The 14,880-nt window shown below is 58.8% G+C and carries 15 protein-coding genes; 5 read left to right on the top strand and 10 right to left on the bottom strand.

The genetic code is table 11. The features are described from left to right. Positions 1–7 precede the first annotated feature (7 nt). From P1X16_RS09350 to P1X16_RS09340, 3 genes are all read right to left on the bottom strand, one after another. Positions 8–223 carry a hypothetical protein gene (locus tag P1X16_RS09350; protein ID WP_277227861.1) on the bottom strand — a complete coding sequence of 72 codons (216 nt, stop codon included), beginning with the start codon at positions 221–223 and terminating at the stop codon, positions 8–10. Positions 224–245: 22 nt separating this feature from the next. Continuing rightward, on the bottom strand, positions 246–2,456 hold the full coding sequence (gene ccoN, locus P1X16_RS09345) for a cytochrome-c oxidase, cbb3-type subunit I (RefSeq protein ID WP_277227858.1): 2,211 nt from the start codon (positions 2,454–2,456) through the stop codon (positions 246–248). A 232-nt stretch (positions 2,457–2,688) separates the two neighbouring features. Beyond that, positions 2,689–3,189, bottom strand: coding sequence for a DUF2199 domain-containing protein (locus P1X16_RS09340; protein WP_277227856.1), 501 nt, complete (start codon positions 3,187–3,189; stop codon positions 2,689–2,691). 146 nt (positions 3,190–3,335) lie between these two features. On the opposite strand from P1X16_RS09340, the gene P1X16_RS09335 reads away from it, so the two are divergent. Further along, positions 3,336–3,938 (top strand): TlpA disulfide reductase family protein, encoded by a 603-nt coding sequence (locus P1X16_RS09335; protein ID WP_277227854.1) that lies wholly within the window; start codon positions 3,336–3,338, stop codon positions 3,936–3,938. A 39-nt stretch (positions 3,939–3,977) separates the two neighbouring features. Here the strand turns inward: P1X16_RS09335 and ccoS are convergent, their stop codons facing one another. Then, positions 3,978–4,133, bottom strand: a complete 156-nt coding sequence (gene ccoS, locus P1X16_RS09330) for a cbb3-type cytochrome oxidase assembly protein CcoS (protein ID WP_277227851.1) — start codon at positions 4,131–4,133, stop codon at positions 3,978–3,980. 18 nt (positions 4,134–4,151) lie between these two features. Further along, on the bottom strand, positions 4,152–6,590 hold the full coding sequence (locus P1X16_RS09325; RefSeq protein WP_277227849.1) for a heavy metal translocating P-type ATPase metal-binding domain-containing protein: 2,439 nt from the start codon (positions 6,588–6,590) through the stop codon (positions 4,152–4,154). A 166-nt stretch (positions 6,591–6,756) separates the two neighbouring features. On the opposite strand from P1X16_RS09325, the gene P1X16_RS09320 reads away from it, so the two are divergent. Together P1X16_RS09320 and P1X16_RS09315 are read left to right on the top strand one after the other, a co-directional pair. Next, positions 6,757–7,251 carry a hypothetical protein gene (locus P1X16_RS09320; RefSeq protein WP_277227847.1) on the top strand — a complete coding sequence of 165 codons (495 nt, stop codon included), beginning with the start codon at positions 6,757–6,759 and terminating at the stop codon, positions 7,249–7,251. A gap of 28 nt (positions 7,252–7,279) precedes the next feature. After that, on the top strand, positions 7,280–7,669 hold the full coding sequence (locus P1X16_RS09315; RefSeq protein WP_277227844.1) for a group III truncated hemoglobin: 390 nt from the start codon (positions 7,280–7,282) through the stop codon (positions 7,667–7,669). Positions 7,670–7,734: 65 nt separating this feature from the next. Here the strand turns inward: P1X16_RS09315 and P1X16_RS09310 are convergent, their stop codons facing one another. Beyond that, a complete protein-coding gene (locus tag P1X16_RS09310; protein ID WP_277227842.1) occupies positions 7,735–8,787 on the bottom strand; it encodes a response regulator in 1,053 nt (350 codons plus the stop codon). Then, entirely contained in the window at positions 8,765–10,375 is a 1,611-nt protein-coding gene (locus P1X16_RS09305) for a PAS domain-containing sensor histidine kinase (protein WP_277227839.1), read from the bottom strand. Before P1X16_RS09305 ends, P1X16_RS09310 begins: the two co-directional genes overlap by 23 nt. Before the next feature lie 146 nt (positions 10,376–10,521). Here P1X16_RS09305 and P1X16_RS09300 point away from each other — a divergent pair, with 146 nt between their 5' ends. Further along, positions 10,522–10,854 carry a thioredoxin gene (locus P1X16_RS09300; protein WP_277227837.1) on the top strand — a complete coding sequence of 111 codons (333 nt, stop codon included), beginning with the start codon at positions 10,522–10,524 and terminating at the stop codon, positions 10,852–10,854. Between the two features lie 169 nt (positions 10,855–11,023). Here the strand turns inward: P1X16_RS09300 and P1X16_RS09295 are convergent, their stop codons facing one another. Then, the gene (locus tag P1X16_RS09295) at positions 11,024–11,239 is read right to left on the bottom strand and encodes a hypothetical protein (RefSeq protein WP_277227835.1); all 216 of its coding nucleotides are present in this window, start codon (positions 11,237–11,239) and stop codon (positions 11,024–11,026) included. A 382-nt stretch (positions 11,240–11,621) separates the two neighbouring features. On the opposite strand from P1X16_RS09295, the gene P1X16_RS09290 reads away from it, so the two are divergent. Further along, complete coding sequence (locus P1X16_RS09290; RefSeq protein WP_277227833.1) at positions 11,622–12,443, top strand: universal stress protein; 822 nt, start codon at positions 11,622–11,624, stop codon at positions 12,441–12,443. Between the two features lie 135 nt (positions 12,444–12,578). Here the strand turns inward: P1X16_RS09290 and P1X16_RS09285 are convergent, their stop codons facing one another. Beyond that, a complete protein-coding gene (locus P1X16_RS09285; protein WP_277227830.1) occupies positions 12,579–13,361 on the bottom strand; it encodes a cupin domain-containing protein in 783 nt (260 codons plus the stop codon). An 82-nt stretch (positions 13,362–13,443) separates the two neighbouring features. After that, positions 13,444–14,829: a putative oxidoreductase C-terminal domain-containing protein gene (locus P1X16_RS09280; RefSeq protein WP_277227828.1), complete on the bottom strand. Its 1,386-nt coding sequence runs from the start codon at positions 14,827–14,829 to the stop codon at positions 13,444–13,446. Positions 14,830–14,880 lie beyond the last annotated feature (51 nt).

The raw sequence follows: 14,880 nt of genomic DNA, 5'->3' as shown, positions 1-14,880 counted from the left end.
CGTGTGGTTAGCATATCACGTCGTGGTTAAGGTGGTACTGAATGGTTTCGTTAGTGCTTTCTTCGTCGTTGCGCAAGGGTAGTTGGCTCATGGCGTCGAGGTGGTGGCGCTTGGTAAGCACCACGTACACCAGCAGCCCGAGGAAGAAAAGCAGGAAGATGGCCAAGGAGACGAGCGGGTAGATTTCTATCCCGGCAATAGATTGCAAGACTTTCTTTTCCATGATACTAAGGCAATAGAGGCGGCTAATGGGCGGCGACGGCCGCTTGTTCGGGCTTCACTTTGATGTCGGTGCCCAGGCGCTGGAGGTAGGCAATCAGGGCCACAATTTCCTTGTCGGGCATCACCTCGATTTCCTCTTTCCGTAGTTCCTGCGCAATGCCCTGAGCTTGGCGGCGGGCATCCTCCACGGCCACCTGGTCGTAGTCGGCGGGGTAGGGCGTGCCGAGGTTGCGCAACACCTTGACTTTGGCGGGCAGAATGCGGTAGTCGATGTTCTGCTCGAACAGCCAGGGATAAGATGGCATAATCGAGCCCGGCGACATGCTAGTGGGGTCCAGCATGTGGTTGTAGTGCCAGGAGTGCGGGTACTTGCCGCCTAGGCGGTGCAGGTCGGGGCCGGTGCGCTTGGAGCCCCACAGGAAGGGCCGGTCGTACACGAATTCGCCAGCTTTGGAGTACTCGCCGTAGCGCTCGGTTTCGGAGCGGAACGGGCGCACCATTTGGGTGTGGCAGTTCGAGCAGCCTTCCCGGATGTACAAGTCGCGGCCTTGCAGCTCCAGCGCCGTGTATGGCTTCACGGCGGCAATAGTGGGCACATTGCTTTTTACCAGGAACGTAGGAACCATCTCGATGGCGCCCCCAATCAGGATGGCGATGGTGGCAAAGACACTCAGCTGCACGGGGCGCCGCTCGATCCAGCGGTGCCAGTGGCCGCCCTGGTGCTCTTCCACCAGATCGGCGGGCAGCAGGGCCGGGGCCTGCGCTTTCTCGTTGGCGAGTAGTGAGCCGGCTTTCGCAGTTTGGTAGAGGTTATATACCATGCAGAACACGCCGCTCAAATACAGCACCCCACCGATGCCGCGCAGGTAGTACATGGGCACTAGCTGCATCACCGTTTCCAGGAAGTTGGGGTATTGCAGCATGCCCTCGGCGTTGAACTGCTTCCACATCAAACCTTGCGTGAAACCCGCCCAGTACATAGGAATGGCGTAGAACAGGATACCGAGCGTGCCCAGCCAGAAGTGCGTATTCGCGAGTTTGCGGGAGTAAAGCGCCGTGCGGTAGAGGCGGGGCCACAGCCAGTACAGGATGGCAAACGTGAGGAAGCCGTTCCAGCCAAGCGCCCCCACGTGCACGTGGGCCACAATCCAGTCGGTGAAGTGGGCAATGGCATTCACGTTCTTGAGGCTCAGCATCGGCCCCTCGAAGGTGGCCATGCCGTAGGCCGTCACGGCCACCACCATAAACTTGAGCACCGGCTCCTCGCGCACTTTGTCCCAGGCGCCGCGCAAGGTGAGCAAACCGTTGATCATGCCGCCCCAGCTCGGGGCAATCAGCATCACCGAGAAAGCCACGCCTAGGCTCTGAGCCCAGTCGGGCAGGGCGGTGTAGAGCAAGTGGTGCGGACCGGCCCAGATATAAATGAAAATCAGGGACCAGAAGTGGATGATGCTGAGGCGGTACGAGTACACGGGCCGTTCGGCGGCTTTGGGCAGGAAGTAGTACATCATGCCCAGGTAGGGGGTGGTCAAGAAGAACGCCACCGCGTTGTGGCCGTACCACCACTGCACCAGCGCATCCTGCACCCCGGCGTACATGGAGTAGCTTTTCAGAAAGCTCACCGGCATAGCCATCGAGTTGACGATGTGCAGCACGGCTACCGTGAGGAAGGTGGCAATGTAAAACCAGATGCCCACGTACAGGTGCCGTTCGCGCCGCCTAGCAATGGTGCCGAACATGTTCCAGCCGAACACCACCCACACCAGTGTAATGGCAATATCAATCGGCCATTCCAGCTCGGCGTATTCTTTGGAGGTGGTGATGCCGAGCGGCAGCGTCGCCACTGCCGAAAGAATAATGAGCTGCCAGCCCCAGAAGTGCACTTTGCTTAGCACGTTCGAGAACATCCGGGCTTTGCACAGCCGCTGCAGCGAGTAGTACACGCCCGTGAAAATGCCGTTGCCGACGAAGGCGAAAATAACGGCGTTGGTGTGCAGCGGCCGGATGCGGCCGAAGGTGGTGGCGGCCGTGTTCATGTTCAGCTCGGGCCGGGCCAGCTGGAAAGCCGCCAGCACCCCCACCAGCATCCCGATGATACCCCACACGATGGTAGCAACCCCAAAGTCGCGGACGATCTTGTTGTCGTAGAAAAAAGTGTCAACTGACTGGGCGGGAGTACGCGGCCCCAAAGGGGCGTGAGGGGCAGCAGTTGGTAAGAAAGGTTCGACTTGCATAGCCGGAGAAGTGAGTGATTTACTTCCCCAAAGGTCTAGGCCGCTACTTTCCGAAAAGCTGACGAAAATCAGGTAGGCGTCTGATTGATGTCAGGCCGGCGGCTTGCTCATCTGTCCTAGAAAAATGGCCTACAGTACTATGCGGTCTAGTCTTCGACCCATCCGCATGGTACTGTAGGCGCATTTGGCCGCTATTCGGCACTTGTTTCGGGCTCTGAGGCTAAGAGTGGCCTTAGCTATGCATAGCAGCTTCGACCAACTCCTTTACGCGTTGCCACGTAATTCCTTCTTGCTGCTCAAGGGTCAGCGGGTGCTTTTCCTCAAAGACTTTAACCCTCGGAATCGTCCCAATCTGTTGGGTATGCACCGTTGTCTTAATATTGAGAGTGGCAGGATAGCCCGGCACGACGGTCTGCAGCCAGCCGAAATAAGGTGGCTCGTTTACCCGTTCTGGATTAGTCCAGACCTCGTGGGCGCGCAGGAAATTCTTCTCGCTTAAGCTGGTCCAAATGTTCCAGCAAAACACTTCTTCCGAATCAATAATCGGAATTTCAATGCGTGCCCGGACAAAGAAATGCGCTTCGTCCACCACGCACCAATCTCTGTTATATTCGATTCGGCTTTCCCTATCCTGAGGTGGCACGCCGAAGTAATAGTCGGGGTACTCCGCGCCGAAGCACAGCGGTAATAGCGCATGAAACTCGCCGCAACGGGAGCAGGTGAAGCCTTCCATAGGTTTGGTGAAGACCGATGTAAATCAGATGAGCTTCGAAGGTAAGGATAGCGGCCTATGTATGAAGCAGGAAATTGAAACGGCTGTACCTTCGCCGCTGTTAGCTAAGCAATTCTTTTGTTGCCGGCTGGCATCATCCCCTTCCTATGAATCGTAAGAACCTGTTGCAGTGGCTGCCTTGGGCTGTTTTGGCCGTAGTTATGTTCACCGACCTGCGCCCCGTGGTACTCGGGGGCTTGCAGCGTGGCCTGCTGGCCACGGGCCTGTGGCAGGCCGATGCGCCGCAGGTACCCGCTCCTGCGCCGGTGGTTACGACGGGGGCGGCAGCTTATCCGCATAATCTGCCGCTGCTGGGCCTGGATGGTCGGCAGGTGAATTTGAGTGCGTTGAAAGGCAAAGTGGTATTCGTCAACCTGTGGGCGAGCTGGTGCCCGCCTTGCGTGGCGGAAATGCCTGGCATCCAAGCGCTGTACCAAAAGCTGGACCCCGCCAAAGTCGCTTTTGTTATGATTTCCCTCGACCAGAATCCTGCGAAAGCCAGAAAAATGCTGGAGCGCAAAGGCTACACGTTTCCCGTGTACTTCCCCACTGGCCCGCTGGCGCCACCCTTCGATTCCAATTCCATTCCCTCTACCGTCATCCTGACGCCCGATGGCCAAGTAGCTGCCCGCCACGAGGGCATGGCCGACTACGATACGCCCGAATTCAAAGCCGCCCTGGAAAAGCTCGCCGCTGCTCCGCGCAGTTAGCTTGAAGGGCGGTGCTGCACTGAAAGGAATATTTCCGCGCTACAAAGGCTGTTCCGGCTCATCCTCGAACAACATCCGCACGGAGGGGGTGTAGTCGTCTTCGTACTGGCCGGAGCGTACGGCCCACAAAAAAGCGCCGAGAAAGGTGAGGGCCACCAGCAAGCTGATGCCGATAAGCAGAAAGATAATCGTCATAGCGACAAGGAAATAGGGTTAGAGCCCGCGGCGGTGGGCGGCGTAACGAACTAGCAGTGTGGCAAATACCATCACGCTCAAGGAACTGATGGGCATGAGAATAGCTGACACGATGGGCGTGAACTTGCCTTGCACCGCCAAACCGAGCCCGATACCGTTGTAGCAGAAGGATAGTACAAACGTGCCGAGCACCACTTGCAGGCAGTCTTGCGCAAAGTGCAGGATGCGCGGCAGCTGACCGAAGCTGCGCGCTTCGAGAATGGCGTCGCAGGCCGGGGAGAAGTTGGTGAGCGTATCGGTGAGGGCCACGCCGGCATTGGCTTGCTGCAAGGCCCCAGCATCGTTGAGCCCGTCGCCGACCATGATAACGGTGCGGCCCTGCTGCTTTAGCTCGGCAATGTAGGTTAGCTTGTCGTGAGGGGTTTGGCGGAAGCGCAACTCGGCCTGCGAGCCAAACAGCTCCCGCAATCGGTCTTTCTCGGTATCGTTGTCGCCGCTGAGCACCGCCAGGCGGTAGTGCTGACCGAGTGCGCTCAGCACCTCGCGCAGCTCGTCGCGGTACACGTTGCGGAAGACATAACACCCCCGCACGGCCCCGTCGAAGCTGACATATACCCTGGATTGCAGGTTGTCGGTGGTTTCGGTAACTTCTGTTGTGGGGCTTTGGCCCACCATTGTTGCCGAGCCCACCTTCACTTCCACGCCCGCCACCACGCCGCATAGGCCCTGGCCCGGCACTTCCGTGAATGTTGTGACCGCCAATGCGCTTGGCGGTAGCTCCGCGGCCAGCCGCCAGCTCAGCGGATGCGTGGACTGCTGCACCACGGCCGCCACGGCTTGCTGCTGCGCCGGGCTGAGGGGTTGCCCGCAGTAGTCCACCGCCGAGCGTTTGACGTCGGTAAGGGTGCCGGTTTTGTCGAACACAATGGTGTCGGCGCGGCCGAGCGTTTCCACCACGCCGGAATTTTTCAGGTAGAGCTGGTGGCGGCCCACTATTCGCAAGGCGGCGCCCAAAGCAAAGGGCGTGGCCAGCGACAGGGCGCAGGGGCAGGCAATCACCAGCACCGACGTGAAGGCGCGCAAAGCCATAGCGGGGTTGCCTTGGGCGTACCAGTATGCTACGGAGCCTAGCGCCAGCAGCAGCGTCACGGCCACAAAGTAGCGGCCCACCTTGTTGGCATAGGTTTCCAGGGTCTGTTTCTCTGCTTTCTCGAAAGCCGGGCTGTTCCAGAGTTGGGTGAGGTAGCCCTGCGATACTTCGCGGACCACTTCCAGTTCCACGGCTTCGCCCACCTGCCGCCCGCCAGCGTACACTATCTCGCCCGCCGTGCGGGCCACCGGCACGCTCTCCCCCGACACAAAGCTGTAGTCGATTTGGCCGGTGCCGCGCAGCAGCACCGCATCGGCGGGCACCACTTCCTGGTGGCGCACCCGTATGCGCTGGCCGGCCCGCAGCTCGCGCACTGGCACCGACACCTCACCGGTTTCCGTGAGCAGCGTCACGGCCACGGGAAAGTACGAAGTGAAGTCCCGGTCGAAGCGCAGGGCATCATAGGAGCGCTGCTGCACCCATTTGCCGATCAGCATGAAGAATACCAGCCCCGTAAACGAGTCGAAATAGCCCGGCCCGCGGTGAGTGGCCACCTCAACCACACTGGTTACAAATAGAGCCGTGAGACCGAGGCTAATAGGAAAGTCGAGGTTGATGTAGCGCTGGCGCAGCCCCTGCCAGGCCGAGCGGTAGAAGCCCCGCGCACTCACCAGCAGCACCGGCACCGACAGCAGCAAGCTCAACCAGCCAAAGAAGCGCCCAAACGTGGTCTGCAGCTGCTCGGTAAAGGAAAAATAGTCGGGAAAAGCGAGCAGCATCACGTTGCCGAAAGCGAAAGCCGCCATGCCCAATTGGTAGTATAGCGTGCGGTTGGCGTGGTGGGGCTGGGCACCAAGCTCGGCCAGCGTAATCTGGGGTTCGTAGCCCACGGAGGCCAGCAGCGTTACCACATCCTTCAGGGAGGTGGCGCCGGGGTTGTAGCGTACCGTTAGCTCTTTGCGCAGGAAGTTGACCCTTGAGGACGAGATGCCCGGATTCAACTTAAACAGGTTTTCCAGCAGCCAAATGCAGGATGCGCAGTGCATCTGCGGAATAGTAAATGTGAGCTGGGCGAGGGTAGAGGATTGAAACGCCAGCAGCTGGCTTTGCACTGATTCCAGGTCTAGGTAGTCGAAGCGGCCGGGCAACTCGACGGGCTTCAGCTTTTGGCCGGGGTGCGCGTCGAGCCGATAGTACGTGCACAGGTTGCTGGCGGCCAGCAACTCGTACACGGTTTGGCAACCCGCGCAGCAAAAGTGCAGTTCGGGCTGGTCGGCTAGCCGAAACGGCTGCTCGGGGCAGTCGTCGCCGCAGTGGGAGCAGGCAAGGTGGGTGAGGGGCAGGGTGGAAGCAGGCGCAGTAGGCACGGGCAGAGAAACGAATGACAACCCAAAGCTCCCCTGCGCGGCTAACTTAAAAGCTGACGAACGTCAGGTGCCTGTCTGATTTATTTCAACAAAGCCCTGCCCGGCGCGCCGCACTTTTGCAGCCTACTTTTGTTGAACAAACACGTGGCCCGCTGTCTGCTGCTTTATGTCTCGTTCTCTTGCCCTTGGTTCGCTGCTGCTGGTACTGGCCCTGTTCGTCTGGGCGGGCCTGGTGGCGGGCATTTCTTTTCTGGAAGCCCCACTCAAGTTCACGGCGCCTCATATCACGGTACCGCTGGGCTTGGGTATTGGCCGCATTGTGTTTGCGGTGCTCAACAAAGCGGAGTTGCTGCTAGCTACAGTGGCAGTAGCTAGCGCCGTTTACCTGCGGGTTCCGGCCCGCATGGGTGTGGCGCTAGGGCTGCTTGCGGGCATCTTGCTGCTGCAAACTTTCTGGCTACTGCCCGCTCTAGATGTGCGGGCTTTGGCTTTGCTGGCCGGGCACCCGGCCCCGCCTAACTCCCTGCACACCGTGTATATTGGGCTGGAAGTGGTGAAGCTACTGGCCTTGCTGCTAACCGGCAGCTGGGCGCATCGGTGGGCGCTGCAAGTGGCGCGTGGCCCCGAGGTAGCGGCTCGCCAAGCTCAGCCCGTGGCGTAAGGGCCTTTCTACTACTTGATTTCCTGTTATGACTGTTTCCACCCCCGATATTCAATCCGAAGCCGATATCAAGCTCCTCGTGGATACCTTCTACTCGAAAGTTAACCAGGACGCCCTGCTCGACCCCGTGTTTAACGGCTTTGCCAGTGTGGACTGGAGCCGGCACTTGCCCATCATGTACGACTTCTGGAGCAGCATTGTGCTTGGTACCTCGCGCTACCGCGGCCGCCCGTTTCCCAAGCACCTGCCCCTGCCAATTGATGCTACGCATTTTCAGCGCTGGCTGCAGTTGTTTTACGCCACAGTGGACGAGCTATTTGCCGGCCCCAAGGCGAACGAAGCGAAAATGCGGGCCCTCAATATTGCTACCGTCTTCGAATACCGGCTGCGCAAGCGCGACCCACTTTCGCTGCTCTAGAAACAGAACGTTACTCTCGCGGCCAACTCCGCCAGTACGGCCCACTACGCGTTGGCGCTACCGCGTTACCAGTGCGCCCGGCGTAGCTTCTCGGGCTGCAGCACCCGAATGTTTTTCGGGCTGATTTCAATCAGCCCTTCCTGCCGAAACTCACTCAGCGTCCGAATCAGCGACTCGGAGGCCGTGCCAACCAGGGCGGCCATATCGTCGCGGGAGAGTTGGATGGTGGCTTCGGCGGTGGCCCCGGCTTGCTCGTGCAAGTGTAGCAGCGTGTCGGCCACCCGGCGGCGGATCGAGTTGTAGGCCATGCCGAGCAGCTGCTTTTCCCGCTCACTCACCCGGCCCGCCAACAGCCGAATAAACTGCTCGCCCACCACCGGATTGCGCAGCAGCTGCGAAAAATCGTCTTTCGGAATGTAAACTAGCTCGCAGTCATCGACGGCTACGGCCGAGTCGGGGTGCGGGGTTTGCTCGAGCAGGGGCAGGTAGCCGAAAAACTCGCTAGCACCGTAGAGGCCCGTAATCAGTTCCTTGCCGCCGGCGGTGGCTTGCACGGTTTTCACCCGGCCCGCTTTCACAAAGTACAGCCGCGTTGGCTCGTCGCCTTCCCGGTAAATATCCTGCTTCTTGCGCACCGCGTACACTTTGCGGTCGGCGGACAAGGTTTCCAGATTGGCTACGGCGCGGGCATCGTCCAGAAACTCGTGCAGCCCGTCGGGCGCTTGCAGGTCATAGTCCGGCTTGAGGTGGCGGAAGCGGTTCAGGCGCCCGGTGATGGCGCTGAGCAACTCGGCTTCGTCAAATGGCTTGGTGAGGTAGTCGTCGGCGCCCAGCTCCATGCCGCGGCGCATGTCGGTGCGCTCGGTTTTGGCGGTCAGGAAGATGAAGGGCACCCCCGAGAGTTGGGGATTCTGGTTGAAAATCTGCAACACGCCGTAGCCGTCGAGCACGGGCATCATAATGTCGCACACCACGAGGTCGGGCTTGGTGGTCAGAGCCTGCTCCACCCCAATTTTGCCGTTCTCGGCCGTCAGCACGGCGTAACCGGCCAGTTCCAGAATCTCGGCGGTGTTTTCCCGAATCAGCTCGTTGTCTTCAATTAGCAGAATGGTTTTCATAGGGAATGGTGAGGGTGACGGTGGTGCCCACGCCTAACTCGCTGTGCAAGGCAATGCTGCCGCCCATGAGCTCGAGGTAGCTGGCAATAATATAGAGGCCGAGGCCGGTGCCGGGCACGTTGGTGACGTTGCGGGCCCGGAAAAACCGTTCGAACAGGTGCTCCTGGTCTTCCTTGGAAATGCCCACGCCCTGATCCTGCACCTGCACCGTGAGCTGGTTGGCTTGGCAGTGCGCGTGCAGCGTAACCACCGAGTTTTCGCCGGAATACTTGAGGGCGTTGGAAAGCAGATTGACTACGATTTTGCGCAGCAACGAGGGGTCCAGCCACACCAACGTGTTGCACTGTACCTGCTGGCTGATGGTCTGGCCGGTTTTCAGCAAACCTTGCACGTCGGCCACGGTGTCGTTGAAAAGAGTTACTACATCAAGTGCCACCGGGTGCGCCACCACCCGCCCTTCCTCGATCCGGCCCACCGACAAAAACTCTTCGAGAATGTCGTTGAGGTGGTTGACTGAGGTGCGAATGCGCTGCAAGTGCTTGACGCGTTTGTCTTGCTGATCGGCCCCGGGGTATTTCTCGATTAGAGCGGTGGAGGTGAGCACCGCCGTCAGGGGTGTGCGGAATTCGTGCGAGGCCATGCTCACAAAGCGGGATTTCAACTCGCCCAGCTCTTGCTCGGCCGCTAGTGCTTTGCCGAGTTCCTCGCTGCGCTTTTCCAGTTGGGCCAGGGTGGTGGTTAGCGCGTGGGTGCGGTCCGTCACTTTCTGTTCGAGTTCGGCATTGAGCTTTTCTACGCGCTGGCGCTGGTCGATCAGCTCCCGCTCGGTTTCTTTCTTGAAGGTGATGTCGATGATATACGCCACTACAAACAACTCTTCCTCAAGGTGAAAATAACTCAAGCTAATTTCCACCGGAAACACCGACCCATCGTGGCGGCGGGCCAGCAAGTCGCGGTTGTGGCCCATAGCGCGTACCTGCGGGTTAGCATTAAAGGAGGCGCGCAGGTGCTCGTGCCGGTGGCTAACGGCCTCGGGTACCAATACCTCGATGCGCTGCCCAGTGAGGGTGCCCGCCGGGTAATGAAAGAGCTGCTGCGCCTTCTCGTTGGCCAGCACAATGTCGCCTTGCCGGTTGCAAACGATGATGCCAATGGTAGCGTGCGCAAATACGGCCTCGAAGCGCCCCACGCTCTGGGTTAGGCTGCGCTCGGCCACCCGCAGGCGTTCGGCATCGGTCACGCGGACCAAGAAATAAAGGTGGTCTTCGAGGGTGAGGGTGTTTATATCCAGGGTGGCCCAGAAAGTGGTGCCATCTTGCCGGCGCAGCTCGGCTTCCATCTCGTAGTGCCCGGTTTGCAGCACTCGGTCGCGCAGCTGTACCCATTCGTCGGGCGTCAGTTGTTGCGAGCGTAAGCTGCGCACGGGGTCGTTGTAGAGGGCCTGCGCGGAAGGGTACCCCAACAGCTGATAACCGGCCGGGTTGACGTGGGTAAACCAGCCCAACGCCACGTCATACAGGCCCACGAAGTCCTTGGCCTGTTCGAACAGGATGTCGGTGAGGGGATTATGAGGGAGGTTGGCAGGCATAGGGGGAGTGTTGCAAATAGAAAAGCAGCGGCATCTTCTGCAAAAGTAAAGAGGATGACCAAGGTCAGGTTTTTACTTGACTGCTGTCATGGTGGACGGAAGTTGGGCAAGGTAGATTTGCCATACTACTTTACTTGCCTACTCGTATGCCTGTCATCAAGCCCGTAGATACGAAGCCGGTGCCGGAAGCCGCGGTGCTTTTGGTGCTCCTGCCTTCGCTGGCCCGTCATTCCGACGTCTTGTCGGTAGCTGAGGTAACCCAGCTGCAACGTCGTTTGGGGCCCGCCGTGCAGGTAATTCGGGTAGACGAGGGCACGTACCCGATGGTAGTACGCAGCTTCCTGCCGCTGCAACTACCCGCCTGCGTGCTCTTGCGGCAGGGCGTGGAGCTGTGGCGCCAAGAGCAAATAGCCAGCACCCGGCAACTAGTACCCACTATTCTACATAAAGCGGGTCTTCGTGATGGGGTGTTGCGCTAGCTGCCTCGACTTTGGCGCCAAGCGAAAGAGCAAGATGCAATTGTCATAAAAAGTAGTAGGACCATCTCATAACGGATGGTCCTACTACTTTTTATAAGTGCTAACGCATTAGCATATAAGGATTCTTCACGGATAATCGGGCATAGTTGAGCTTAATGGAGCTGAGCCATTAGTGGGCAGGTTCGGAGGCCAGTAAGTGAGGTGGCGCTACGTGCTGCACAGGAACTGGATGAAGTAGATAATCGCAGCCCCAGAAGTTGGGCGAAACGCGGGCGTCTGCTTGCTGGGCCGCCTGTAGCGTATGCTGGCTGACTGCTGCGCGGGCCAAGCCAGGCTTGCTGTGGCGGGCTGCGCTGGAAGGAATGTGGCGAGCTGCGGATTTCATGGATGCGTGGTTCTTACTTACAATTGACTTCAGGCCTCTTGTCGCAGACGTATTGAGGGCGGCAGGAAGTTTTAGAGAGCGGCTTTACGCCTTGAGCTTGTACCGCGCCGGTAAACGCTGGTCAGGGCTAGCGCGGCAAGCAGCAGAACCGGGAAGAAAAGGGAAAGGGGTAGCATGGCGACAGAATAGTGGAATACTTGGTATAGTCCGTGACTTGGAAAAGACCATGCAAACATCTGGCATTCAGGGTAGGCAGGCACTGATAGAAGTTAGCTTATTACCTGATTTTTATCAGGTCTGAACCTGATATCGGGCATGGGGAGGCGGCCGGCGGCCCGCTTACTTGCCGACAACTTCACTTCGGCTCCTCAATCCATCCGTCATGGCCCACTCACTGCTTATCCTTACCGACTTCTTCGAGGCCGCCAATCAGGCGCTCGACTACGCCACCAACCTGGCCGAGCCGCTCGGCGCCCGGCTGGTGCTGCTGCACGTGCGCCGCGACTCCGTGCTGGACCCGGAAATGTTTACCGGGGAACTCTCCAACCTAAGCCGGGAAGCCGTTGCCTTAGCCCTCAACAGCATGACGCGGCAGCTAAGCGTACCGGTGGTGGCCGAGGTCGGGCATGGCCGGGTGGCCTTCGCGGTGGCTGATGCTGTGAGCCGTCACCATCCCACACTGGTCGTGTTAGGCCGCCCCGACCACTCAGCTATTCCCGACGAGCTGGTGCAGACCACCTCGCTCGATGTGCTGCGCACCTCTCCGTACCCCATGCTGGTAGTGCCGCACCAAGTGGCTACCACGGCCCCGCCCCGGCGCGTGCTACTGGCCGTAGATGGAGAGGAATTTACTTTGGGCGAGCATAGCAGCGCCATCCGCGACCTGTTCACGGTGCTAGGGGCGGAGCTAACCGTGTTGCACGTCACCGCCAACGAGGCAGCCACTGTCGATGACGCAACCATTCTGGACTCTGTGACGCGCACTGGCCTCACCACCGACCTGCCGGGCGTGGTGCGCACCCGCGTCGTGACCGGCCAGAACCCCGTTGACGGCATTCTGGCCGCTGCACAAGCCCCAGAGTTCGATATGGTTGCACTGATTGGGCGCCAGCGCAGCGTGCTTGGGCAACTCTTCCACCGTAGCGTTACGGCGCAGGTGTTGTTGCACAGCCAATTGCCCGTGCTGGTGCTGCCCGCGCAGTAAGCTGCATGCCGCAGCCACTAACTAGCAGACAAGAATTGCCCTGCCTGTTGCCATTTCGAGGGTGCGTACTAAATTGGCTAAGGATTAAGCTACGCAGGCGCATTTCACTAGTCGTAGAAGAAAAGGAGCTACTGTTTATTCCGCATTGCTGTGCCATTGAATGGCGAAGTAGCCGCACTCAGCGCTGCCCGTGTTGGTAAACGCATGGGGTACATTCGCCCGAAGCAATACCACGTCGCCCGCAGCGGCTTTGTGTGCTTGCTTGTCGATCAGGATTTCGCCGCTGCCTTTCGTCATCAAGATGATTTCTTCGGCGCGGTGCGTGTGCGGCGCATGGCTGGAAATGCCCGGCTTGAGTACCGTAGCGTGCACATCAAAGCGCTTAAACACCGAAGACGGCCGGTCGAACACGGGGCGGGTTTCGCCTTTATCGGTTTTCACCACCTTAAACTGGCTCCAATCCTTCATGAAAGAGCCTCCGCCGGTTAGTGCCCGCTGCCTATCCACCGGGTCTTTGGCTTTGAACTTTAACACGTAGTACGTGGCCGGCGCATCGGACGCATTGCGGAAGCTTTGCTTGTCGCCTGCTACTATCAGCAGCAGACCACCGGGCCCCAGGGTTTTGGTGGAGTCTTGTACCGTGGCCGTAAGGCGGCCATCCTGCACGATTACCAGCTCTTCCGAATCGTTGTAAGCTTGCAGCGGATGGTTGGTTTGCCCAGGCTTAAGCGTAGAAGTATGGATGGACAGCTCCGCCAGATCAAGGGTGCTGCCCTTGGCAAATTCGCTGCTTTGCCTTCCCCCATCCTGTTTGGGTGCTTGCTTGGGCTTGCTATACACAGCGGAAGGCAAGGGCGCCATTTGGGTCTGGAGACTGGAAGTCAGCAGGACGCCAACGGCTAGCAGGGTGGTTTTCATCAGGAAGGGAATTGAACTTAAAGTAAAAGCGGGAAAATGAAAGGGGCGCAATAGCACCAAAGGACGAGCGGAGTTCAGGCCGCTACTGCTTGGGGCTTTCTGTAGCTATTTCCAGCGCCTTGGTGGTGGTGTAGTATTTGGCTAGCATGTTCGGTACCTCCCAGGAGGGCATGTTGCGCTTTTCGAGGTACTCCAGATAATGCTCGGTTACGCGGGCAAAGTGAGCCTCGTGTCCTTCGCGGTAGCTGTCGGGAATCAGTACTTCCCAGCCGTTGTCAACCTTCTTGAGTGCCACGCCGGGGTATTTCGCCTGGAGTTTCTTGATGTCTTGCTGCAATCCTTTTTCGTAGGCGGCATCACCGGCCCGGGGCTCGATATAGAGCGTTGGCTTGTACTGCTGAGTTGCTCCTTGGCGAATAATAAGGTTGGCTTTGGTGCCCCGCATCAGCGAATAATGCGTGTCGCCGGCACCATCCGGGGCTTTGTACGCCCACGTCACCGATACCTGGGCATGCACCCCGAGCAGCTTATAGGAAATAGTGCCGTTGCTGTACACCTTCAGCAGGCTGTCGTTGACGAGGTCTTTCTTTAGGTAGTCGGGAAAGCTGCTTTGTTTGGTAATGGCCTTGAATTGGCTAAGACTCATGGGCGTGGCCCAGCGCTTGGCGGAAAGCACCTGAATGTCTTTTTTGTAGTCCAGGGCCCGCCCCGGAAAGCATTCCCACTGCACCAAATCCACCAAGTGGGTGGTTACGTCCACCAAGCCCTCGCCCTCCTGCGTTACGTCCATAAACCAGGCGGGCCGGGTAAGCACGCTGCCCGAAACGTTCTTGTAAAAGCAGTGGGTGCTTTCTTTAATTACCGCCGGATTCTGTGGAGTTCCTTTCTCCAAGGTCCCAAATACCGTCGGCATTAGGGTCAGCTCTTTTTGCAGAATCGTGGGTATCTCAAACCGCTCGGTCATGATATCATACAGCAGCAAATCCTTTTTCTTGGCTGTCGCAAAGGCGCTTTCCAGGGTCTTGAACTCCTTGCTGTTGATGCACATGGGCTTGTCGGCTAGCACGTTGAAGCCAGCCTGCAAGGACTGCGCAATGTATTCCGTCTTCTTTTGATTGTTGCCGGCTACCACTACCACGTTGCCAGCCTTTTCGGCCAGCATCTTGGCAAAGAAATCCGGGCCGGTATACACCTGCTGCTGCCAGTGCGTGGGCGCCTCGGCGCGGGTGTTGTAGGCCGTTACTCTGGCCAAGTGCTGCTGCAGATCGCTGCCCCCGGGCGCGTACACGTGCACCGTCGGGTCGACATTCTTGTACATCGACTTCTGCACCAGTGCCGCGTGGAAATGCCCAGGGTCGAGGGTGATGAGTTGAACCGGGGCGCTGAGTTTGGGAGCGGCGGCGGTTTGTGCGAAACAGGGCAGCAGGGGCAAGAAAAAGAAGGGGCTAGCAACGAACAGGTTCTTCATCTTCTTCAACGAACAGTACAACAAAACGCCTCCCCACTACGCGGTAGCGCT

The sequence above is a fragment of the Hymenobacter sp. YC55 genome (genome assembly GCF_029433095.1).
Classification (GTDB): domain Bacteria; phylum Bacteroidota; class Bacteroidia; order Cytophagales; family Hymenobacteraceae; genus Hymenobacter.
The sequence above is the reverse complement of the archived record's forward strand: the minus strand, read 5'-3'. Positions and strand labels throughout refer to the sequence as shown.